The following is a 23,044-nucleotide window of genomic DNA, read 5'->3' as shown; positions in this document are numbered from 1 at the left end:
CTAGCTGCCATGACGATATTCAATTTTCACTATGGACATTCTTGGGCACACTCAAGAAGAACTCAATCTACAACGGTAAGGAGCCAAATTAAATGGACTTCACACAAGGCGAGCATCATCACGTGGTCACCCTTGGCACCGCAGGCGGGCCTCGGTTCTGGCGCGATTCTTCGAGAAAAGGCATCGCTACGGCGATAGTTGTCGAGGACGGTTTCTACCTGGTCGACTGCGGTCATGGTGTTGGCCGACAGCTGGAGCAGGCAGGGCTGCCGCTCAGCGCGCTGAAGGGCGTCTTCATCACCCACCTTCATTCGGACCACACGGTGGATCTGAATACTGTGGGCCTGTTCGGACTATATGAGTTGCAGGACCGTCTCGATCATCCGGTCCCCATCTTCGGACCTGGTGACCGTGGCGTGTTGCCGGCGGTCTCACCGCGAGCGAAAACATCTCCGCAACCAATCGCGCCTGAAAACCCGACGCCTGGTACACGCAGTATGTTCAATCAGTTGATGAGCGCCTACGCCACAAACTTGAACGATCGCATCATCGATTCACTGCGACCCTCGCCGTTAGATCTGTTCAATGCCCAAGACATCGACATTCCGGCCGAAGTGGGCTTCCACGCCAACGATCAGCCGGTGCCGCAGATGGCCCCGTTCGAAGTTTTCCGCGACGAGCACGTCGTCGTGACTGCCACGCTCGTGGAGCATCCACCGATTGCTCCCGCCTTCGCCTTCCGGTTTGACACAGCGCAGGGGTCAGTGGCGATATCAGGAGACACTACCTATACGCCTAACATGGTCACGCTGTCTCAGGGGGCGGGCCTGGTGCTGCACGAAGCCATCAACTTCGATTTCATTGAGCAGATGTATGCAGGCAAGCATGACGAGACCTCGCGCGCTTCTGTAGATCATCACTATAAGTCTCACACCTCGGTGCAGGACGCTGTCAGAGTTGCTCGTGAAGCCGGCGCGCACCGACTTGCGTTGCACCATCTGGTGCCCGAGTTTGATTCACCCGAACAGTGGACACGGTTCGCGGTCGACTACTCGGGTGAGTTCTTGATCCCGGACGACTTGGACGTCATTGGGTTCTCAGTGCCCGATGCCTGACGAGAGTGACGAGCGGCGGCTAGGCAAATTCAATACGAAGGCCCGTGGAACGTTGTTGTACGTTCCACGGGCCTCGTTGCACACTGCTCCGTGTTGTTATGCGTAGAAGCGCGAGAGGAAGGTCGCCACAACTGCTGGGCGCTCTTCTCCTTCGATCTCAATGGTGCCGTTGGTGACCAGGTGCAGGCCGTTGCCCTTGACTTCTTGGACATCCGCGACTTCAGCTTTCATGCGAATGCGTGCACCGGCTTTGACCGGGTTGGTGAAGCGCACTTTGTCCAGGCCGTAGTTGACCTTGGTTGAGACGCCGGTGACGTCGAAGAGTTCGGACCAGAATGGAATGATCAACGACAGGGTCAGGAAGCCGTGTGCGATCGGTGCACCGAATGGGCCTTCTTTGGCGCGTTCGACGTCGGTGTGGATCCACTGGTGGTCGCTGGTGGCATCAGCAAACGTGTTGATCATTTCTTGGGTGACGGTCGTCCATTCGGTGACCCCCAGGTCGGTGCCGGCAAGGTTGGCTACCTCGTCAAATGCAACAACGGTACGTGCGGTAGGTTCAGTCATGGTAATCAGAAGTTCCTTTGCTGTATTTCAGGTTAGACAAAAGCGCTCTGGCCGGTGATGGAACGGCCAACGATGAGCGCGTTGATTTCGTGTGTGCCTTCATAGGAATAGACGGCTTCGGCATCCGCATGGAAGCGCGCGACGTCGGTGTCCAGGGTGATGCCGTTTCCGCCGCATACTTCGCGGGCCAATGCAACGGTTTCACGCAGCTTTGATGCGGTGAACATCTTGGCCAGTGCCGAGTTCTCGTCTTTATAGACTCCGGCCCCTTGCTGCTCGGTAAGTTGCATGGCCATCGCAACGGATGCGGTGACGTTGGCAAGCATGGTCGCAAGCTTTTCTTGAATCAGTTGGAAGCCGGCGATGGGTTTGCCGAACTGTTCACGCTTGGTGGTGTAGCGGACCGCGGCCTCATAGGCGCCGGCCATCGCTCCCGTCGCAATCCATGACACATCGGAACGCATCAAGCGCAGGCAGCTGGCCACATCGCGGAACGAGTTAATGTTCTGCAACCGCGCCGCATCGTCCACCTGCACGTCGGTGTAGGTGATGTCAGCATTCTGCATGATCCGCAGCGAGGCTTTGTGACCGATTTTTTCCAATGTCACACCCTGCGCGTCGCGTGGCACGAGGAATGCTTTGACTTGATTATCGGCGGTATCGCGGGCGAACGTGCAGAGCACATCGGCACGGAATGCCCCACCGATCCAACGCTTTGCGCCGTTGATCGTCCAGGTGCCATCGGCATTCTGGGTAGCTGAGGTTTGCAGACCCTTGGCCACGTCAGAACCGTTCTCTGGTTCGGTCAGCGCGAAAACACCTTGGAGTTCATAGTTGACGATCTTCGGATCCAGTTCGGCAACCTGTTCAGCACTGCCACCTTGCGTGACGGCCGTGCGGAACAGCCCTGCCTGCGCGTTGAAGAACGTCGCGACGTTAGTATCACAGCGCGCGAGCTCGAAAGTGCGCATCGACTCGAAAATATCGCGAACCGACTCGCCGGCCTCGTGCAATGCAGACGGCTCCATCAGCCGCAAGGACTCCAAGGGCTCAATGATCTCTTCGGGGAACCGGTCTTCGTGCCACGCATCATTGAGATAGGGGTATACCTTCTCATCGAGCGTGTGACGCAGCTCGTCTAATGCGGCCTGCTCGGCCGCCGTCAAACGATCCGAGAAACCATAAACATCCCAGCTAGGTGTGCGACTCATGCAGCGTCACCGCCCTGGCCAAGACCCAACAGTTTGACCGCGTTGTCCTTGAGGATGAGCGGCCGAACTTCGTCCTTGATGGGCAGGTCATCAAACGCAGCCAACCATTTGGTTGGTGGGATGAGCGGGAAATCGGTCCCGAATAGCACCTTGTGCTTCAACACGTTATTCGACTGACGCACCAGCGATTCCGGGAAGTACTTCGGCGACCACCCCGAGAGGTCGATGTAAATATTCGACTTGTGGGTGGCGATCGAGTTCGCTTCGTCCTGCCAAGGCACGGACGGGTGGGCCATAATGATCGGCAGGTTCGGGAAGTCTGCGGCAACATCGTCAAGCAGCAGCGGGTTCGAGTACCGCAGTTTGAGGCCAGCACCGCCAGGTAGCCCGGCGCCCATACCGTTTTGCCCAGTATGAGACAGCATCGGCAAGCCAATTTCTTGCAGTGCTTCCCACAACGGGTAATACTGCCGGTCCGATGGATCAAACCCCTGAACTGACGGGTGGAATTTGAAGCCGCGAACGCCAAGTTCAGTGGCCTGACGCTGCGCTTCTTCGATAGCCGCTTTCCCGTTGCGCGGGTCAACCGAGCCGAATGGCAACAGCACGTCGTTATGACGAGCCGCACCGGCTACAACGTCATCGATCGAGTTGGGCAGGTGGCCCTCAAACTGCGTGCGGGCGTCCAAGGTGAACACGACCGCTGCCATACCGAGCTCTCGATATGTGTCAGCGATTTTATCGATCGAGGGCGTACGGTCTTCGGATTTGAAATACTTGGCTGATGCCTCGTAGAAGACTTCTGGCATGGGCTTGTGGCCCTGTTCGTCCAGCTCAATGTGGACGTGCATGTCCAACGCCGAGATGGCCGAAACATCAATATTGGATTCATAGACTGCCATGGATACCACCTAGGCCTTTGGCTGCAGCTCTGCTGGAAGTTCTGGCATCTTTTCGCCAACCTCCTGCAGGTTGTTTTCGATGACGGTACGCCCCTTCGATTGCAAAGCATCGTAGGTCCACCCGCCATCATTGAATTCAGTGGCAACTGGTTCTGGGTGGCTCCACACCTGGAGACGGTCGCCGCCCACACCGATGGCTTGACCGGAGATGTTCTGCGCTTCGTCAGATGCCAGGAATGCCACGAGTCCGGCAACGTCGGCAACCGGCCCGAAGCCCAGGTCTTTGCGGAAGAAGTCTGGCATGGCTTCGCCTGCTTTATCCGCTTCGATCGCAGCCGAGAAGAATGGCACAGTTTCGGTCATGGCGGTTGCAGCAACCGGAATGATGGCGTTGACGGTCACACCGGCGCGTTTCATTTCCAGAGCCCAGGTGCGAACCATCCCGACGATGCCGGCTTTGGCAGCGGCGTAGTTGGTTTGACCAAAGTTGCCACGTTGACCGGTTGGCGAACCGATGGTCACGATGCGACCTTTGACCTCGTTGTTTTTGAAGTAATCGTATGCCGCACGGACACACGTGAAGGTACCGCGCAGATGGACATTGATGACGGCGTCGAAGTCGTCGTCCGACATTTTGAGCAGGCTGCGGTCACGCAGAATGCCCGCATTGTTCACCAAAATGTCGAGCTGGCCGAACTCTTCCACGGCAGCATTGACGAGCTTTTCTGCGGTCTCAGTGGATCCGACGGCCGCCGTTACTCCAAAGGCCTTGCCACCCTCATCAGTGATGGACTGGACTGCGCGATTGGTCACGTCTTCATTCACGTCGTTCACGACGACGCTTGCGCCTTGGCGTGCGAGTTCTTGTGCGTAAGCTAGTCCTAGACCAGCTCCTGATCCCGTAACGATGGCTACTTTACCGTTCAGTGACATTTTGCCCCTCAATTCATTGTGAACTGGATACAAGTGTTAGTTGCATCTAGAAATAATTGTGAATAACACCTATTGTCTATCCCAACCTAGAATTTTGTAGATGTCAATAATTGATGGGAAAATGCTTCTATGAACGCCGAACTGTTAACAGCCAATGATCTCGATCCATCTCCCCTGCGTGAGACCGAACTGGTTCAAGAGGTCCAGTTTCTCACCGCCCGGCTTGCTGCTAAGGGCAACAGCCACGCGAATAAAATGTTGGAAACCGTGGATCTCAATGTTCGGCAGTTTTCGGTTCTTGCACTCGCCGCGTCATCATTGAAACCCACCCAGCGCGAGATGTCTGCTTTCGTTGCCCTGGATCCATCCCAAATCGTTGCACTCGTCGACGCGCTTGAAGATCGCGGCCTCGTGACCCGAGAAACCGACCGTAACGATCGTCGCTCCAAAAATATTGTGGCAACGCCGTCGGGCGAAAAGCTCTACCGCGAGGCACGAGCAATCACCATGGAAGCTGAAGACCACGTGCTCACCAACCTGACCTCAAGTGAGCGCGATCAGTTGCGTGAACTACTCATCAAGGCCACGCTGTAGCGTTCCTTGACTTGACGCCACGGGGGCACAGCTTGAGCGCTGTACCCCTTTTTCGTGTCGACTATTCGCCGTGTAGCTCGCGAAGCTGCGGCTTGCGCACCTTGCCGGATGCTGTACGCGGCATATCGTCGACGAAGACCACCGATTTTGGAATCTTGTATCGTGCCAGCTTGCCGTCAAGATAGGACAGCACGTCTTCTTCGGTGAGCTCGTGTCCTTCTCGAACCACAACCGCTGCGCGAGGCACTTCGCCCCACTTCTCATTGGCAACACCAAATACTGCTACCGATGCTATCGACTCCATTTGGGCGAGTTCTTGCTCGATCTGGGCCGGGTAGATGTTCTCCCCACCAGAGATGATCATGTCCTTGAGACGATCGGAGATAAACAGGAAGCCGTCGTCATCCATATACCCCATGTCGCCGGAACGGAACCAGGTGCCGCCGTCATCGGTAATGAAGGAGGATTCGTTGGCTTCCGGGCGTTCCCAGTAGCCGGAAATGACGTTCGGGCCTTGAATTTGAACCTCGCCAACCTCATTGGGTGGGAGTTCGTTGCCGTCAAAATCAGCAACGCGAATATGCGTGTGCATTTGCGGCAGACCGGCCGACCCCATTTTTTCGCGGGAATAGCGAGCCGGAAGCGTCGTTGCGCCCGGGGCGGTTTCGGTCATGCCGTATCCCATCGTGAAGCTCAGCCCGCGATCCTCATAGGTTTCCAAGATGCGCAGTGGGACTGCAGAACCGCCACACGTGAGATTGTGGAGCGAGGAAATGTCGGTGGTTTCCCAATCGGGGTGCTCGGCCAGCATTTGATACGTCGTGGGCACGCCAGAAATGTAAGTGGCTTTGTGCTGCTCAATAAGTTGTAGCGCGCGGCCCGGCTCAAATCGTGGCTCCAAAATGAGATGACCTCCCTTGAGGAACGTCGGCAGCACACCCATACCCAGCGCCGCAACGTGGAACATCGGTGAGATCATCAGGGCAACTTCGTGATTGCTGATGTCCATATCGGAGATGACGTTCAGCGCATTCCAGGTCATGTTGGCATGGCTGAGCATGGCACCTTTTGGATTGCCCGTCGTTCCCGAGGTATAGAGAATAATAGCCAGGTCATCGATGCCGACATTGACTTGCGGCCGAGTAGCGCTGGCGCCTTCGAGTACGTCGCCGTATTGCTCCACCGGAAGAGTCAACCGACCGTCTTCGGCAGGAACTCGTGAACCATCATCGACAACGATGACACGCTCAACATCGGTCTCCGCCACCCCCGCTGCCACCAGCGGCTCCATGGTGTGTGAGGCGACGAGTATTTTTGCCCCGGCATCATCGAGATGGAACGCGACTTCAGGGCCAGCTAAACGAGTATTGAGCGGTACGAAAACCGCGCCAATACTGCCCAACGCGAAGAGCGTCTCAAGAAATTCAACCGAGTTTTCACCCAAGAACGCCACCCGGTCGCCACGTTGAACACCGCGCTCCGACATGGCATTGGCCAAGCGGTTAATGCGTTCCGAGAACTGCTCGTAGGTCAGCTCCAATGTTCCCGCGGTAATCGCCATTCGACCGGCAGACTTTACTTCCCGTCGATGGATCCAATCGCCTAAACCGTGATTCGTCATCGCACTCCTTGCAAGCGTTTCTGTGTGAGCGGTCTCATATCACTTACATTTTGCCCCAAATCGTTGCTATTCGCAACGATTGCGAAAATAGATCATCTACCATCGAGGCAGACGGACACAGACTCTGGGCGGTGGTGTGCCGTAGGGTAGTTCAACCACCGGGCTTCACCTGCGGACCACACACCGACCGAAAGGGCCCACAGCATGAGACCGTCGCAGCAGCAAGTACCTAGCTCCGCCACCACAAGCAGTCTGGCCGAAGCCGAGAGGGGTGCGATCGTCTCGGCCTTACGCGCGGCAGGGATCTCCAACGTGGATGACTCGCGGCTGTCGCGCGGGATGTACTCTTCTGATGCCAGTCTCTATCGGGTGCTGCCGGAAGTGGTCGCCCTGCCGCAGCACGTCGATGAGCTCCACGCCCTTCATGAGGTGTCTCGCGACCTGAAAGTGCCGGTGACGATGCGAGGTGCCGGCACCTCGATTGCAGGCAACGCGGTGGGCGAAGGAATCGTCGTCGATACCCGAGATCTGAACCGCATCATCGACTTCGACCCGGTGGCACGTACCGCCAGGGTCCAGCCCGGTGTGGTGCACGCGGATCTGCAACGTGCGGTCGCACCACACGGGCTGCGCTTTGGTCCGGACCCGTCAACGCATTCGCGGTGCACTCTCGGCGGGATGATTGGCAACAACGCCTGCGGCTCGCGTGCCCTGGGATACGGTCGCACAGTCGATAATGTGCAGGCGGCACAGGTACTATTCGGCAATGGGGAAGTGGGTGACTTTGACTCTCGTCGCGGCCAGCCCGAGGGCTCCACGGCGGCGCGACTGATGGATTTAGCCGCAGAAAATCTTGCCCACATCCGTACGAGCTTCGGCCAATTTGACCGGCAAATCTCCGGCTACAGTCTCGAACACCTACTGCCCGAAAACCGCTCACGGATAGAACGCTTCCTGGTAGGCAGCGAGGGCACCCTGGCCACCGTGTTGGAGGCCGAAGTACAGCTGGTCGTCGATGAACCCGGCCGACTGTTGTTGGTGCTGGGCTATGACGCCATCAGTGAGGCCGCCGACGCTGTGCCCCATATCCTGGATGCTGCGCGCAGCGAATTCGGGCCCAATAGCCTCATCGCTTGCGAAGGCATGGACGCCCGACTCGTGGAGTTGGTCCGCTCGGCTGGCAAGCCCGTGCCGCAGCTGCCCAACGGACGCAGTTGGCTCTTCGTCGAAGCGACCGGGCAACAGGCCTCCGCGATATTGAAGACGGTCAGCCACGCCGCACAGGCCATCGACACCCGAGTCATCGGCGATGCCGCCGAGGCAGCAGCACTGTGGAAAATCCGCGAGGACGGTGCCGGCCTGGCCTCAATCAGCCTGCCCACCCCGGCACATGCCGGGTGGGAGGACGCAGCGGTCCCGCCAGAGCACTTGGGTGCCTGGATGCGTGACTTCGAAACGCTCATGCAGGACTTCGGACTCCACGGCTACCCTTACGGACACTTCGGGGACGGTTGCATCCACTGCCGAATCGATTTCCCCTTCCACCACGGAGATCCAGCCAGCATCGAGGTCTTCCGCGACTTCATGCTTGCCTGCGCCGAAAAATTAGCCGTCTACGGTGGGTCCATCTCCGGGGAGCACGGCGACGGCCGGACGCGCTCCGAGTTACTGCCATATATGTACGACGCGACGTCATTGGACCTCTTCGCGCAAGCGAAACAGATTTGCGACCCAGACAACCTGCTGAATCCCGGTATCATCACGGCCCCGCAAGCCGAAAGTACCGCTGCCGGACCAGCCACCGGGGTGGCAAACTTCACCGACGATATCCGTCCGACCCAGCCCAATGTGCCACTCCCCTGGCCCGGCTTGAAACTCCCCCACGACGATGGAGACTTTGGCACCGCAGTCCACCGTTGCACCGGCGTGGGCAAGTGCGTGGCCCCGCACACCACCGGGGTCATGTGTCCCTCCTATATCGCCACCAGAGATGAGAAAGACTCCACCCGCGGTCGCGCCCGCATCCTGCAGGAAGCCATGGACGGCACCCTGGTCAAGGGACTCAGCGATCCGTCCGTACATGAAGCCCTGGATCTGTGCCTGTCGTGCAAAGGGTGCGTTTCAGACTGTCCCACCGGCGTGGATATGGCCACATACAAAGCCGAGGCCCTGCACCAGAAGTACGACCGCAATGACGAGGGCAAACCCCGGCGCCGACTCCGACCGCGGACACACTATTTCCTCGGACGGATTCCCATCTGGGCCAAGTTGGCGGCCCCGGTAGCACCGCTGGCCAACCTCGCGATAACGGTGCCTGTGATAGCCGCTGTTGCAAAGTGGGTGACGGGGATCGATCCGCGGCGCTCGGTTCCAAAATTTGCCAATCGAACGCTGCGTCGCAGTTCCAAAAAATCCGGCTTCACTGCACGCCAGAGCCAGACGAACCAGGACCAGCCCGATGTGTGGGTGTGGGCCGATTCATTCACGAACCATTTCTTCCCGCAATCTGGACTGGCGGCCATCCAATATTTGGAGTCGCAGGGACTGGACGTCCGACTCATCGACGAGAGCGCTTGCTGTGCCCTGCCGTGGATCACCTCAGGCCAGCTGGATCAAGCCCGAGGCCGAATTGAGAACGCGGTCAGTACCCTGGCACCATATGTGGACTCGCAGGTGCCAGTGATTGGGCTGGAACCCAGCTGTGTGGCCACGCTGCGCAGTGACGTACAAGAGCTCTCCGACTCCCCGCAGGCTAAAACGGTCGCCGACGGGGTCCTAACTTTCGGGGAACTCCTGACCCGGCTGGTGCAGGAAGACCGCGTGAAGCTACCTGACTTGTCCAGACTGGATGTGGTGGCCCAGCCGCACTGTCACCAGTCGTCGATCATTGGGTGGGATGCCGACCAGACCCTGTTGGAACAGGCCGGTGCCACGGTCACCAAGGTTGCCGGGTGCTGCGGGCTGGCCGGTAATTTCGGCGTCGAAAAGGGCCATTACGAAACCTCCGTGGCGGTGGCCGAGTCCTACTTGTTGCCTGCGGTCCGCGCTCAACGCCAACGCCAGGAAGCTGCAGACAACAATACTGTGGTGCTTGCCGATGGCATGTCCTGCAGAATCCAGTTGGACGATCTGGCCGATGTTCCGGCCATTCACCTGGCCGAACTGCTGGCCGAAAGAGCGCATACTCCGAAGTCACCCTAGGATGAGAAGGCGCTCGATACGTCAGAACGTTCAGCCGAACACGTCGAGCTCATTCCCGTCGTTCAGACACGTACCGCGGTTAGCGGCGAATCCCAGCCAGTGCGTCACGGTCGATTTCTTCCTGGTTTTCCACGTACGGCGTGCCGTGAGTGTGGAAGGTTGGCACGGTCTTCATGCCCCACGCCTGGCCCTTGGCACGTTCGGCTTCAGACCAGTTAACAACGGGTTGATCCGGATTCAGGATCAGGCGTGCACCGGCATTGGCGAACTCGATCCGGTTGCCGCCCGGCTCCCAGACATAGAGGAAAAACGTCTGGTTGATCGCGTGCTTATACGGCCCGTATTCGATATACACGCCTTCTTCCAGGAAGAAGTCTGCAGCTTTGAGTATGTCCTCGCGAGTGTCGGTGGCAAACGCCAGGTGGTGGAAGCGCCCACGCTCACCCGTCCAGTCGTCAGAGTAGACGACGTCGTAGGATTTTTGCGCGAACCGGAACCACCGGGCCGCATAGCCGCCCTCATCCAGTTCGACCTGCTCAGTTTCACGCGATTTCATCACGCTCTCCCAGAAGTCACCGGCAGCATTCACATCGGAGGCCAAATAGTTAATGTGATCCAAGCGGCGGGCATTGACCCCGCGCCCAGGATAGCGGGACGCCTGATTTTTCAGCGCTGGTCGGTCTTCGTCGTCGACAACATAGAGCGTGGTGTCGTAGTAGATGCCGAATTCGTGACCGTCCGGATCCTCAAACTCGTACCAAGCGCCGATGCCGACTTCCGGTTCGCGCCAGCCTTTGCCAAGTCCGGTTGCCTCGATGGCTGCGACGCGACGTTCAAGTGCCTCAGGGCTGGTGGCTCGCAGCATCGTTCGACCGACACCGTTGGTGTTGGACGCGGTCAGCTTGATCGAGTAGGTTTCGTACTCATCCCAGCAGCGCAAATACGCAGAGTTGCCGATGCGTTCGACTTCGCGCATCGCCAGCAGTTCGTTGAAGAACCACAGGCTCTCATCGAATGTTGGGGTCAGGATTTCTACGGCGCTGATGTGCGCCAGGTCGAAGTTTTCTAATTCAGCCATGGTGATTCCTTACTCTCGGTACTGCAGTCCCTTGGCAGCAAGTTTTTCCCGCATGCCATATACGTCTAATCCCAGCTCACCTGCGGCCAACCGCTCGCGCACGCTAGCTTCCTTGGCCTCCCGCGCTTTGGAAGCCTCCGCAACCTCGGCCACGTTCTCGCGCGGCACGACAACTACCCCATCGGCGTCGCCCACCACCACGTCACCCGGATTGACGGTCGCATTGGCGCAGTTGACCGGGATGTTGACCGAACCGAGCGTCTCTTTTACCGTACCGCGCGCATGGATAGCCCGCGCAAAGACCGGGAAATCCATCTCGGCTAGCTCCGCGGTGTCGCGCACCCCGCCATCAATGACCAGCCCGGTCGCACCGCGAGCGCGGAAGGACGTTGCTAAGAGGTCGCCGAAGAAGCCAACGTCCGTCTCGGTGGTGCAGGCCGCCACGACGATGTCACCCTGCTGGATTTGTTCAGCCACAACATGCAGCATCCAGTTATCACCGGGTTGCAGTAGCACCGTGACCGCGGGGCCACAAAGTTTTGCCCCGTCGTACACCGGACGTAAATATGGTCGCATGAGACCGACTCGGCCCATGGCTTCGTGGATGGTCGCGGTGCCGTAGTTGCTCAAGGCTGCGACATCATCGGGGTCTGGGCGGTGGACGGCCGTGTGGACTACGCCAAGGTCATACATGTGTTGCTCCTTGCTTCTACCGGTTCTGTGCCTTGAGGCGGCGATCCAGACGCGGGTGAATCTTGCGGGCGGTGTCTTCAAAAATGGACTGCCGTGATGCATCGGTCAGGTCGGCTGCCTGAATATAGCGCACGGTATCGTCGAAGAAGTGACCGGTCGTTGGGTCTTCGGTCCGCACCGCTCCGATCATTTCCGAGGCGAACATGATGTTTTGATGTGGAATCACCTCGAGCAGCGTATCGATGCCCGGCTGATGGTAGACGCAGGTGTCGAAGTAGACGTTGTTCAGCAGGTGATCTTCCAGTTGCGGCTTATCCATCATCATGGCCAGACCGCGGAAGCGTCCCCAATGGTAAGGTGCGGCTCCCCCACCGTGCGGGATGATCATTTTCAGTTCAGAGAAAGTGGAGAACAAATCGCCTTCCAGCAGCTGCATAATCGCGGTGGTGTCGGCGTTGAGGTAGTGCGCGCCGGTGGTGTGGAACGCTGGATTCACCGACGTCGAGACATGAACCATGACGGGCAGTTCGTGTTCGATGAGCTTTTCATAGACCGGGAACCAGTGTTCATCGGTCAGCGGCGGTGAGGTCCAGTGCCCGCCAGAAGGATCCGGATTCAGATTGACCGCGACGATGTCATGTTCGGTGACACAGCGCTCGAGCTCATCAATGACGGTCGCGGGGTCCACTCCCGAGGATTGGGGCAGCATCGCCGAGGGTACGAAACGGCCCGGATAGAGTTCCGAGACCCGTCCGATGAGATCGTTGCAGTGCCGCGCCCATGCAGACGAGACCTCAAAATCCCCTGCATGGTGCGCCATAAAGGAGGCTCTGGGAGAAAACACCTGCACATCAATGCCACGCTCATCCATCAGGCGCAGCTGATTGGCCTCGATCGAATCTCGGATCTGGTCGTCGGTAATCACCGGACCAGCTACCGCCGGCGGTTTACCGCCATCAAGCGCTGCCAACTGTTCATCCCGCCAGGCACCCAGCGGCTCCGGTGCCGTGGTGTAATGCCCGTGAATATCAATGATCAATATATGTCCTTCCGCTAAAAAACGGCTCTCCAAAAAATTCGGTCTAGGCCTCGGGATCCCATACCGTGTGCGGCACGAAGACCTCACCACGGCTCAGCAACCTAGCGGTACGCGTGTTGCCTGAGGCCACCACCGCACCGGTGTCATCGAGATCCAGCGACGTTTCAAAAATGCCGGATGGATGTTCGATGCCGAGCGTTTGCTGTCGGCCCGTACCGGCAGTGCCCACTTCGGCTGCGACGGAGCCTTCCATCATCAGGGCGGTAGCCACGGTCACCGCAGCGAGTACCCCGATCGATTCGTGCACCCGGTGTGGGATAAAACTCCGCGTAGACAATGCCCCACCGGCCATGGGCGGCGACACCAAGGTCATTTTTGGATACGATGCTTCCGTCACGTCACCAAGGCCCATCCGCTCTCCAGCCAGCAGGCGGAGCTGCTCGACGCGCTGCTTGAGCTCGGCGTTATCGCTGAGCTCAGCGACCGATTCATAGCCGCTGACGCCAAGATCTGTGGCACGGATAATCACTAAGGGTTGGCCGTTATCTATCAACGTCACCCGATAGGTGTCGCCGCCCACGGCTAAGTCATCACTCACGTTTCCCGTTGGCAGCAGTGCCCCGGTCAATGATCCTGCAGTATTGAGGAACCGAATCTCCACTGGTGATGCAGCGCCCGGCACTCCGGCAATGGCCGTGTTGCCCGAATACTGGACAAAGCGGTGCCCGTCGAACTCGGGGGTGTGAATGGTAATGCGTGCGATGAGCCCCGTATTGGTGGTTCGCACGACGGCTTCGGTGACATCCTTTTCGGGTTGCAATAAACCTGACTCCACCGCAAATGGCACCACTGCCGCCAGCATATTCCCGCAATTGGCACTCGTCTGAACAGTCTCGCCATCAGTCTGAAGTTGCGCAAAGGTGAAATCGAGATCAACACCGTCGTACTCGGAGCACTCCACAATCGCGGCCTTGGAAGTCAGCGGATGTCCGCCACCAACACCGTCTACCTGCAGGGGATGCGGACTGCCCATGATCGCCAGTAGCACGGCATCACGTAGCTGTGGGTTGCGTGGCAAATCAACTGCCCGAAACATGGGGCCGCGCGAAGTACCGCCCCGCATGAGGTGAAATGGGATCGCTGTTTGATCCCCAACGCGACGCACTGCACGAGAGCTCATGTTCTTCCTTTACTGTGGGTGTCCTCACACAAGACTATCTGCCAACAAGATTGTTTACAATATTGTTCATGCTTTTGTTGAGTATCTAGCTCCGGTGACTATCATGGAGTCAACGGCAAGCATTCCCTCAGCCATTGGAGACCGGCTATGGCAAGCAACGCATCGCAGGCAACCGAGACAAAAGAAGCACTATCGCTAACAGATCGGTTGCGACAAGATATCGTCACGGGCAACCTGGTCCCGCACCAGCGCCTGGTTGAAACCGATGTCGCAGAGGAACATGGCGCATCTCGTGGCGAGGTTCGGCTTGCGCTCAATGAATTAATCACCGAGGGTCTGGTCGAGCGCATCCCCAATCGAGGTGCACGGATCCGGAAGGTCTCCCGGCAAGAAGCACTTGAGATTACCGAGGTTCGTGGTGCGGTTGAGTCATTGTGCGCGCGGAAGGCTGCAGAGAAAATCAGTGATGAACAAGCCCAAGACTTGCGCGATATTGGTACGCAGATGGAAACGGCAGTCGAACGCGGTGCTCGCGATGAGTATTCAAACCTCAACCGTCAGCTGCATAATTTCATCATCGAGATCGCTGAGCAACCGACAGCTGCTCAGACCATCAGACGCTTACGCGGCCAGGCGATTCGGTATCACTTTCAGCTCTCCACCCAGCCGGATCGACCACAGGTGTCGCTACCGCAACACTTGGCCATCATTGAGGCCATCTGCGCACGCGACTCGGAGCTTGCTGCGACCGCGATGCATGCACATCTAACCTCTGTCACTCAGGCAATTGCTGACTCAACCAGCGTCTAACGTCTCGGATGAGCCCGCCGCACCCAGAAGCGCCAGACCGTCTTGTGCCCATTCGATCTCGGCCTCAGCCTGCTTGAGAATACCCTCGTAGGCGAAAATTTTGAAACGCGTGATTCTGGCGTGCTCAGCGTGCGGGTACCGCGCAAGTCTGCGTTGATGAACTTCAGTCGTCCCCTCTCGGAGCTCCTGCATCTGATATTCTACGTCGGCAGCAACCTGGCGGTAATGCACCAGGTGTTCTTGCAGGCTACGTCGAGCATCCGCGTCTTCAGCGAATTCAAAGTACGCTGCCCGGAGCCGCATGTCATTGCGCTCTGGTCGATAGGTGACAGGCTTTTCCTGCCAAGCACGCAGATAGACCATACCCGCGTCAGTAATCGCGTACTCGGTTTTCGTTGCCCCTTTGGAACCCCACGGCACCGGGTAACCGGTGATGAGCTCTTCCGCCTGCATTTTCTTCAATTCCGGATAAATTTGCGAATCTGGGGCATGCCACAAAAACCCCACCGAAGAGTGGAAGTTCTTAGCGAGGTCGTATCCGGTATGTGGACCCGACGACAAAAGGGTAAGCAGTGCAGATCGTAAACTCATGGTGACCGTAGTGTAATCGAGACAGTGAGCGGCGAAGCGCTATGGAAGAGACGTCGCGGCCGCATCCGGCTGGATACGACCGCGACGAGAAATGAGGTTTAGGCTGTGCGCCATCCGGTCTGGTATGACTCACGCGCAACCGTCGAGTACGGCACCGGTGAGACAACAGCACGAACCGTTTTTTGCTCGTGCGGTTCGACCGAGAGTTTGGCTGAGCCACCATCCGGCTCGCCCCAGGTGACGGAGAGCTCTGCACCTTCAGGCACGTTGGCATCGACGGTGGCCAGCGACAGACCGCGCCGCTCATTTGCGGTGTAGCCGGTAAACATCGAGACCCCGACGACGTTGCCGTCCGCGTCGGTGACCTTGTCGTAGTTGGAGGCGCCGTAGTTGGCCAGTGGGAGGTCAAAGAACTTGTAGTTCGGGCCGTCAACGTTCAGCGGTGCTGCGACAACTTCCTTGAGGTCGTCGGCGTTCCATTCCAGGGTGACTTTGCGACGCTGTTTGTCTTTGTCGATGGCTTCCAAAGCGTTTCGGCCGATGAAGTCGTGATCGTATTTCACGAAGGAACCGTAGCCAATCTCCCAAGGATTCACATAGTAGTCTTCGATGTTGTCGGAAATGAATGAGCCGGCCAGTGGTGCGGTGGCCTCGTAGGAGTCTGCTCCCAGCCATTCGCGGTAGCCCTTTTCCGCTGCGCCCGAGTAGATGCCCGGCAGTGGGGACGGGATCCAACCGGATTCCAAGGTGTTCGTCGCATAGGCACGTGAGCCGACTGGCAGCAGACCGAATTCAGCACCTGCTTCGATGATCGCATTGCGTACGCGGGCGTGGTGTTCGTAGGGACCATAGATTTCCAGACCCGGAGCACCAGCCATGCCATGACGCAGAGTGCGAACCTTGAGTCCATCGATGTTCATGTGGGACATGCGGAAGAACTTCAGTTTTTCGACTTCAGCGCCATTGAGCTTGTTGATAACATCCCAGGCTGCGGGGCCCTGAATCTGGAAGCGGAAGAGTTCGCGGGAGACGGCATCACCATAGGGACGTGATGGGGAACGACGGTCCACCTGCAGATCAAGGTTCTTATAGTCACCTGCTTCGGCGTGGTACATCAACCAGTTGGTGACGGGCGCACGGCCGACGTAGGTGAATTCGTCTTGTCCCTCACGGAACAGGATGCCGTCACCAACCACGGCACCAACCGAGGACACCGGCACATACTGTTTGGCCATGTCGATCTCGAAATTTGCCACCGAGTTGATGGCGGTGTCCGAAATCAGGTTGATCGCGTCGGAACCGGACAGGAATACCTGGTCCATGTGGTGCGACTGGTCGTAGAGCACCGCAGCGTCACGCCAGGCGCGCTGCTCGTTGATCCAGTTACCGAAATCCGCTGGAACAACCGGGTAAATGTAGGAGCCGGTTTGTGCATTGCGTAGCAGATCGACCGCGGATTGTTGGTTGAGCAGGTCCTGAAGAGAGTTTGCCATCATGGCACCTTTCGTATCGTTAGAGGTTTTCAGTAAAGTCTTTGGCCCATTCGGCGGTGTTCGTGATCCCGCCGAATGTGTAGAAATGGACGCTAACATCGCCCTGGAAATTGGTTTCCTGGGTCGTAGAGGCCAGCTCGTTGAGGAATTTATCTGGACCGGCAGTGCCGATCAGGTTGGTAAGCGAAAAGCCGTATTTCAGGGCAACGCCTGCCGATGCTCCTACCCCGAAACGCTTGGCGAATTTGAGTAGTCGACGAATCCCCGCGGGGCCTGGCACACCAATGCGTACCGGGGCGGTGATGTCTTTGGCGGCCAGGTCGTTGAGCCATGCGGCGACAGGGTCGATGTCAAAGCCAAACTGGGTGATGATACCCGAGGATAGATTCTGCTCGGTCAGGGCGGAGAGCTTATGTTGGGTTTCACGCAGAAAATCGTCATCGGCCATGTGCTGATGGCCTTCCGGGTAGCCAGCAATCGAGACTTCTTCGACACCAAACTCAGGAAAAACACCTGATTCAATCATCTCCAACGCGGAACCATATGGCCCCATCGGTTCTGCTGGGTCGCCACCAACCGCGAAAACATGCTTGGCTGCATCGACGTCGGCGAGTGCCTGAAGAAATTCTTTCAGCTCGGCTTCACTTTCGATGCGACGTGCCGAGATGTGCGGCACGGGAACGAATCCGAGATCTTTGACGGCCTTGGCCGCAGTCACCCGCATATCGAGATCCTCGTTGCCAAGAAACGTCACGTTGATCCGAGTGCCTTGAGGCAGCAGCGGTGCTGCCTCACGCACAGCATCGACGTCTTTGCCGGTCATTTCTAGGGAAAAGTCGTGCATCAACGCTTGAGCTGACGTGTCAGTGCTTGAGGGGGACATTGGAAAACCTCGCTTATTGTTGGAGCAGAATTGCCCCAAATCGATGTCGCACATCACACACTATCTATGTACATAGTGAGTTGCAATACTTTTGATAGAAATTCTTGCACTCATGAGAAGAGCCACCCGCTCCCATTAGGGATCGGGTGGCTCCTTTCACTCGATATTCGGCTTAGCGGCTATGCATCCTCGTGCAGCAGTTCGTCGATGTTGACAGCTTCATCAATCAGGCCCGTCTCTTCGGAGAGCTCAATGATGCGTTGGATCGAGTCACGGGTCACCTGTTGTGGGAACTGCGGCATCGTCAGCTCGTCGACAACCTCTGGCTCGATCTCCGTATACTCCGACAGAATCGCTTTGGCATCATCGGGATTATCCTCTGCGTATTGCTGCGACTCTTTCATAGCGGCAATGAACGCATCGACGGTTTCTGGATCTTCTTCAATACGTTCCGTTGACGCGAAATATGCGGCAATGGTCAGATCCTCGATCGGCTCGGCGTAAGGCGAGTAAATTTCGCGCGCACCAGTGTCCATGGCCATGGTCGCAAACGGCTCGACTGCCATGATGGCATCGACGTTGCCGGATTCAAGCTGACCGATCATATCCGGGAAGGCCACTTCGACAAGATCCATAGAATCACGATCGCCACCCTCTTGCCGCATGCCTTCCTTCAAGACCGTGTCGTTGATGTTATTCAGCGTATTGACGGCCACCCTATCGCCCTCGAGGTCAGCGATGGATTCAGTGTCTGAGTCTTCAGGCACCAGTAACGACGAAAAGTCATCCCCCGCTTCACCGGTAGTTTGTGGCCCCGGGGCCACAACCTGTAATGGCAGCCCCTGAGCTTGCCCAATGACTAATGACGTGATGTTGGAAAATCCGAAGTCAAAATCGCCTGACTGTACGGCCGGGATGATCGCAGCACCCCCCTGGGCAAGCGTCAACTCGACATCGAGGCCATGCTCTTCGAAGATTCCTTCTTGCACACCGAGATAAATCGGCGCTACGTCAACAATGGGAATCACCCCGATGGACACCTCGGTGAGCCCGCCATCCTGTGCCGCCTCGTCACCTCCGGCTGGGGCTTCTTCGCCCCCACCACAAGACGTAAGTACCAGTAAGCCTGCAGCCGCAGCTGCAGCAAAACTGCCACGCAATCCAAGTTTTTTCATCATGTTCTCCTCTTGCAGGTGTGAAACCTCAGCATTGTGTGAGGTATATCACAAGAGTATGTTTACTTGCATGTGAACGTCAATAGTTTTGCAAATAAACGCTTTTAGGCTTGAGCTTTGGCTGTGTCTGGGCGGAATCCTTCTTTGGCGAGTTGGATTTGTTCGTAGACGTGGTGGCGCAGTTCGCTGAAGCGTTGCGAGGAGCGGGTTTCTAATTGGTTGCGTTCAGTGGGAAGGTCGATTTTGATGTCTTGTTGGATCACGGTTGGTGAGGAGGACAGGATGACCACACGCTCGCCGAGGTAGACGGATTCGTCGATGTCGTGGGTGACGAACAGTATGGTGATGCCCAGTTGGCTCCAGACGCGTCGGACGAGGTCTTCGAGGTCAGCGCGGGTTTGGGCGTCGACGGCGGCGAATGGCTCGTCCATGAGTAACACTTCTGGTTGATAGGCCACTGCGCGGGCGATCGCGACACGTTGTTGCATACCACCCGAGAGCTGCCACGGATAAGACCGTGGCACGTGATCCAGGCCGACAGCTTGCAGGGCTTCGTCGACGACGTGGTTGCGTTGGGCTTTGTCCGTGCCTTGGACTTTCAAGGGCAATTCGACGTTTTCTCGTACCCGCATCCATGGATACAGGGAGCGCCCGTATTCTTGGAAAACCACGGCCATATTCTTCGGCGGCCCCGTCACCACATTGCCAGCCAAGGTGACTTCGCCAGCGCTTGGTTCTAGTAGTCCGGAGATGGCCTTCAACAGTGTGGTTTTACCGGATCCTGAGGGTCCGACCAGGCAAGTGAGTTCGCCTTTGGGTAGGTCGAAGGTCAGGTTGCGCACGGCTTCAATGTCGCCGCCATCGGTGTGATAGATCTTTTTTAGGTTCCGCACCGATAGTAGCGCTTCGCCATCGGGCAGGGTGTGGCCAACTGGTAGTTGACCGTCTGGTGTCTCGGCGGTGCTGCCCTGGTTGATCACCGGGTTGTGGTCTTGGGGTGGAGTCGTCATAACAAGTATTTCCTTTACAACAGAAGTTCAGTGAGCTTGCGTGTTAGCCGGCGTTTTCCATCTCGCGCTGTCCGTGATACCACTTCAAGACGTTGCGCTCGACGATTTGGAAGATAAACGACATGATGACACCAATCAACCCCAGCACCACGATGCCTGACCACATTTCCGGGATCGCAAAGGACCGCTGGAACTGAATAATGGTGTAACCAAGGCCTGCCGAGGAGGCGAACATCTCAGAGATCACCATCAAAATCAGCGCAATGGACAGCGACTGACGGATACCAGCCATGATCTGGGGCATCGCAGAGGGCAAGATCAGATACCGGATCCGAGCGAACCCATCGATGCGATAGGTATGCGAGGTATCAGATAGGACTTCGTCCATCGACCGCACACCTTCCACGGTGTTGAGCAAAATCGGCCAGACCGCGCCCAGCACGATGACTGCGATTTTCATGTCGTTGCCGATACCGATCAGCAACATAAACACCGGGATCAACACCGGTGGCGGAATCGCACGGAAAAACTCCATGACCGGCTCGGTCAACTGGCGCAGCCAGCGGAAGGAACCAATCAACAACCCCACTACGATGCCCAGCACGATCGACAATAGGATGCCGGCCAACAGGTTGGTCACCGAGGGCAAGACATCCGACAGCATCCGGCCCCAGGTCCAGGTCGTGCTGAAGGCATTGGTCATTTGTTCCAGCGTGGGAACAAAGAAACTCGTCGACTGGGCAGACCAGACAATCCAAGCGGCGATGAGCAGCGCTGGCAGGCCCAAAATGTACAACATGGTTTTGATGTAACGCATTATTTGACCTCCGAGCGGACCGAGGTGTGCCAGGACAGGATGCGACGCTCAACCGCTCGCACGACCATGTTGATTATGACACCCAATAGACCGGTTGCTAGCACCAGTGAGTACATCGACACATAGGCCCCACCGGACTGTGCCCGAGCAATCTCGGCACCCAGACCTGGGGTCCCGATGATCAACTGGGCAGTAATGGCCAAAATCAGTGCGACCGCCGCAGCCAAACGAATGCCCGTCATCAAATACGGCAACGCGGTGGGGAAAATGACATACCGAATCCGATTGACCATCCCCAACCCATAAGATTTGGCGGTATCCATGGCCACCGAATCCACATCCGCGACCCCGTAGAGCACCTGAATCAGCACCTGCCAAAACGAGGCGTAGACAATGAGGAGCAGCGCGGATTCAATACCAACACCAAAGATCAGCACCGCCAACGGAATCAGCGCTACCGAGGGCACTGGACGCAAAAACTCAATCGTCGAGTTCGTAGCCTTACGCAAGAAATTCGACGAACCAATGATGAACCCAAGGATTGCTGCCGAGACAACAGCGATGACCATGCCAATCGCCCAGGCCCGCATGGTATCCCACACCGCAACCCAGAACACCTGATCGGTGAACTTCTCCAACAGATCGGCAATGGCCGCCGAGGCGGGCGGCATAAACCGCTCATCAACAACCCCCAGCACAGGTAACAGCTCCCACGCCACAAGAAACAGCAGCATCCCCGCCACGCCTAGTAAACGGTTGGTCCAGGTACGGCGTCGTTGACGCACAGCACGCGCCTGCCCCGTACTGGTTTTCCGTCCGGTCGCACCGCGCTGGGCCGTCGAGACCGCGGGCGCACCAGGATCTGGACGGGTCGATGTGTCCAATCCAGCCGTGCGATACCCGGCAGGTAGATCATCACCCCCACCGGCCTCAACCCGGTGCAAATCCCGGGCTTGCCGCTGGCGATCCACCGCCTCATCATCGCCCGGCGCAGGCCCCCGCGAAGGGTCGCGTTGTGTCATAAGTTTCTCCACTCAGGTGTGCAAGTTGAGTTTGATGTGTGCCGTAGTTTCACCTCATCATATGTGAAGTGCGCCACTTGAACTAAGCGTAACCCGCGCCCCTAGATGATTCAAGCTAGCAATCGTTTTATTACTCAATGATTCCGTTGGAGTCACAGACATGAAAAGCCCGGGTGGTCATGCATCGTGAATGACCACCCGGGCTTTTCACGCCAGGCATATGACTTAGCAGGCCACGCTACGCTCCAAAGAAATCTTCCTGCGTCGCGCTTGGGTGCTTAACCAACGGTGTGCCCTTCGCTTCCATATGGGCAAATCATTAAGAAACCCGACAAGATTTAGTGCAGCTCGTCGAGGCCATTAAGGTTTAATGGCTCTTCGCAATTAAGGGTCTCGATCGGGTTTTGGATCTGAATGGTCTATGAAGCTTCTATGGACGTCATGCCCTTGATCTAGTCCGAGGCTTGGTTGAGGTGACGGTGGATGCGGCGGGCGAGATAGCGTTTCGGGCACCATCGAATCTCCCGGTCGGTTTTTCCTTGGGCGCGTCGTTTCTTGATGTAGGGCCGGGTTTCTGGGTCATGGATTGTTCGGTGCACGCCGATGATGTTCAGTGCGTGGTTGAGTTGGCGATCACCTCCGCGGCTGAGTCGGTGCCTCGCGGTTTTTCAGAGGAGGCAGGAATTGGATTGACTCCGGCCAACGCGGCGACTGCAGCTTCCGAACGCACTCGCCCCAGATGAAACCATGCGGTGTTGACAACAGCAGCGTTGACGAGGCCAATGCCGATTTCTTCCAACAGGACTGCAGCTGGTGTGCTGCTTCCAAAATTGTCACGATTTGAGCTAGGGGCTGTCCTTGACGTCACTGTCAAAAGCGGTAAGTTGTTTCGCCAAACAGATCGCTTCAGCCCGGGCCGTTGCGAGAGCTATCGTGACTGCTAGTCTGTCTTTGCAACGATAACTGCCATGCGCTTCGTGCTGTAAAGGCGAACGCTATCAAGGCGAATTGTCGTTCGACCACCCAGTAAATCAGCAATGGCAAACCCAGCACTTGCGACATGTCAATCAGTACTGAAAGCTGGGTAATTGCGTAGGTCGCCACCCTCA

At 57.4% G+C, this 23,044-nt stretch carries 22 protein-coding genes; 4 read left to right on the top strand and 18 right to left on the bottom strand.

Going from position 1 to position 23,044, the window contains the following annotated elements; genetic code table 11:
* The first annotated feature begins 92 nt into the window (after positions 1-92).
* Positions 93-1,115: an MBL fold metallo-hydrolase gene (locus tag ACYVJT_RS08390; protein ID WP_343956156.1), complete on the top strand. Its 1,023-nt coding sequence runs from the start codon at positions 93-95 to the stop codon at positions 1,113-1,115.
* 96 nt (positions 1,116-1,211) lie between these two features.
* Here the strand turns inward: ACYVJT_RS08390 and ACYVJT_RS08385 are convergent, their stop codons facing one another.
* From ACYVJT_RS08385 to ACYVJT_RS08370, 4 genes are read right to left on the bottom strand one after another with little or no spacing between them, the layout of a single operon-like run.
* Positions 1,212-1,682 (bottom strand): MaoC family dehydratase, encoded by a 471-nt coding sequence (locus tag ACYVJT_RS08385; protein WP_343956157.1) that lies wholly within the window; start codon positions 1,680-1,682, stop codon positions 1,212-1,214.
* A 32-nt stretch (positions 1,683-1,714) separates the two neighbouring features.
* Positions 1,715-2,893, bottom strand: coding sequence for an acyl-CoA dehydrogenase family protein (locus tag ACYVJT_RS08380; protein ID WP_343956158.1), 1,179 nt, complete (start codon positions 2,891-2,893; stop codon positions 1,715-1,717).
* Entirely contained in the window at positions 2,890-3,795 is a 906-nt protein-coding gene (locus tag ACYVJT_RS08375; protein WP_343956159.1) for an amidohydrolase family protein, read from the bottom strand. Before ACYVJT_RS08375 ends, ACYVJT_RS08380 begins: the two co-directional genes overlap by 4 nt.
* Positions 3,796-3,804: 9 nt before the next feature.
* Positions 3,805-4,728, bottom strand: coding sequence for an SDR family NAD(P)-dependent oxidoreductase (locus tag ACYVJT_RS08370; protein WP_343956160.1), 924 nt, complete (start codon positions 4,726-4,728; stop codon positions 3,805-3,807).
* Positions 4,729-4,857: 129 nt separating this feature from the next.
* Here ACYVJT_RS08370 and ACYVJT_RS08365 point away from each other — a divergent pair, with 129 nt between their 5' ends.
* Entirely contained in the window at positions 4,858-5,322 is a 465-nt protein-coding gene (locus ACYVJT_RS08365) for a MarR family winged helix-turn-helix transcriptional regulator (RefSeq protein ID WP_343956161.1), read from the top strand.
* 61 nt (positions 5,323-5,383) lie between these two features.
* On the opposite strand, the gene ACYVJT_RS08360 is transcribed toward ACYVJT_RS08365, so the two are convergent.
* The gene (locus ACYVJT_RS08360) at positions 5,384-6,943 is read right to left on the bottom strand and encodes an acyl-CoA synthetase (RefSeq protein ID WP_343956162.1); all 1,560 of its coding nucleotides are present in this window, start codon (positions 6,941-6,943) and stop codon (positions 5,384-5,386) included.
* A 204-nt stretch (positions 6,944-7,147) separates the two neighbouring features.
* On the opposite strand from ACYVJT_RS08360, the gene ACYVJT_RS08355 reads away from it, so the two are divergent.
* On the top strand, positions 7,148-10,144 hold the full coding sequence (locus tag ACYVJT_RS08355; RefSeq protein ID WP_343956163.1) for an FAD-binding and (Fe-S)-binding domain-containing protein: 2,997 nt from the start codon (positions 7,148-7,150) through the stop codon (positions 10,142-10,144).
* A 79-nt stretch (positions 10,145-10,223) separates the two neighbouring features.
* On the opposite strand, the gene ACYVJT_RS08350 is transcribed toward ACYVJT_RS08355, so the two are convergent.
* The 4 genes from ACYVJT_RS08350 to ACYVJT_RS08335 are packed head-to-tail and all read right to left on the bottom strand — an operon-like array spanning position 10,224 to position 14,134.
* Complete coding sequence (locus ACYVJT_RS08350) at positions 10,224-11,222, bottom strand: VOC family protein (RefSeq protein WP_343956164.1); 999 nt, start codon at positions 11,220-11,222, stop codon at positions 10,224-10,226.
* Between the two features lie 9 nt (positions 11,223-11,231).
* Complete coding sequence (gene ligK, locus ACYVJT_RS08345) at positions 11,232-11,915, bottom strand: 4-carboxy-4-hydroxy-2-oxoadipate aldolase/oxaloacetate decarboxylase (RefSeq protein WP_343956165.1); 684 nt, start codon at positions 11,913-11,915, stop codon at positions 11,232-11,234.
* A 16-nt stretch (positions 11,916-11,931) separates the two neighbouring features.
* Positions 11,932-12,954, bottom strand: coding sequence for an amidohydrolase family protein (locus ACYVJT_RS08340; RefSeq protein ID WP_343956166.1), 1,023 nt, complete (start codon positions 12,952-12,954; stop codon positions 11,932-11,934).
* Positions 12,955-12,997: 43 nt separating this feature from the next.
* On the bottom strand, positions 12,998-14,134 hold the full coding sequence (locus ACYVJT_RS08335; protein WP_343956167.1) for a 4-oxalomesaconate tautomerase: 1,137 nt from the start codon (positions 14,132-14,134) through the stop codon (positions 12,998-13,000).
* Positions 14,135-14,281: 147 nt separating this feature from the next.
* Between ACYVJT_RS08335 and ACYVJT_RS08330 the strand changes: the two genes are divergently transcribed.
* Complete coding sequence (locus ACYVJT_RS08330; protein WP_343956168.1) at positions 14,282-14,944, top strand: GntR family transcriptional regulator; 663 nt, start codon at positions 14,282-14,284, stop codon at positions 14,942-14,944.
* On the opposite strand, the gene ACYVJT_RS08325 is transcribed toward ACYVJT_RS08330, so the two are convergent.
* The 9 genes from ACYVJT_RS08325 to ACYVJT_RS08285 form a co-directional block, all read right to left on the bottom strand.
* The gene (locus ACYVJT_RS08325; protein ID WP_343956169.1) at positions 14,930-15,535 is read right to left on the bottom strand and encodes a PadR family transcriptional regulator; all 606 of its coding nucleotides are present in this window, start codon (positions 15,533-15,535) and stop codon (positions 14,930-14,932) included. The genes ACYVJT_RS08330 and ACYVJT_RS08325 overlap by 15 nt on opposite strands.
* Before the next feature lie 98 nt (positions 15,536-15,633).
* Positions 15,634-17,031, bottom strand: a complete 1,398-nt coding sequence (gene ligM, locus ACYVJT_RS08320; RefSeq protein ID WP_343956170.1) for a vanillate/3-O-methylgallate O-demethylase — start codon at positions 17,029-17,031, stop codon at positions 15,634-15,636.
* Positions 17,032-17,047: 16 nt separating this feature from the next.
* Positions 17,048-17,911 (bottom strand): methylenetetrahydrofolate reductase, encoded by an 864-nt coding sequence (locus ACYVJT_RS08315; protein WP_343956171.1) that lies wholly within the window; start codon positions 17,909-17,911, stop codon positions 17,048-17,050.
* A gap of 179 nt (positions 17,912-18,090) precedes the next feature.
* Positions 18,091-19,089, bottom strand: coding sequence for an ABC transporter substrate-binding protein (locus ACYVJT_RS08310; RefSeq protein ID WP_343956172.1), 999 nt, complete (start codon positions 19,087-19,089; stop codon positions 18,091-18,093).
* Between the two features lie 101 nt (positions 19,090-19,190).
* Complete coding sequence (locus ACYVJT_RS08305) at positions 19,191-20,096, bottom strand: ABC transporter ATP-binding protein (protein ID WP_343956173.1); 906 nt, start codon at positions 20,094-20,096, stop codon at positions 19,191-19,193.
* A 43-nt stretch (positions 20,097-20,139) separates the two neighbouring features.
* On the bottom strand, positions 20,140-20,913 hold the full coding sequence (locus ACYVJT_RS08300) for an ABC transporter permease (RefSeq protein ID WP_343956174.1): 774 nt from the start codon (positions 20,911-20,913) through the stop codon (positions 20,140-20,142).
* On the bottom strand, positions 20,913-21,935 hold the full coding sequence (locus tag ACYVJT_RS08295) for an ABC transporter permease (protein ID WP_343956175.1): 1,023 nt from the start codon (positions 21,933-21,935) through the stop codon (positions 20,913-20,915). Before ACYVJT_RS08295 ends, ACYVJT_RS08300 begins: the two co-directional genes overlap by 1 nt.
* Positions 21,936-22,387: 452 nt before the next feature.
* Complete coding sequence (locus tag ACYVJT_RS08290; protein WP_499418299.1) at positions 22,388-22,534, bottom strand: hypothetical protein; 147 nt, start codon at positions 22,532-22,534, stop codon at positions 22,388-22,390.
* Between the two features lie 11 nt (positions 22,535-22,545).
* A complete protein-coding gene (locus tag ACYVJT_RS08285) occupies positions 22,546-22,803 on the bottom strand; it encodes a transposase (protein WP_343956176.1) in 258 nt (85 codons plus the stop codon).
* Positions 22,804-23,044: the final 241 nt, after the last annotated feature.

The organism is Yaniella soli (assembly GCF_054782375.1).
The sequence above is the reverse complement of the archived record's forward strand: the minus strand, read 5'-3'. Positions and strand labels throughout refer to the sequence as shown.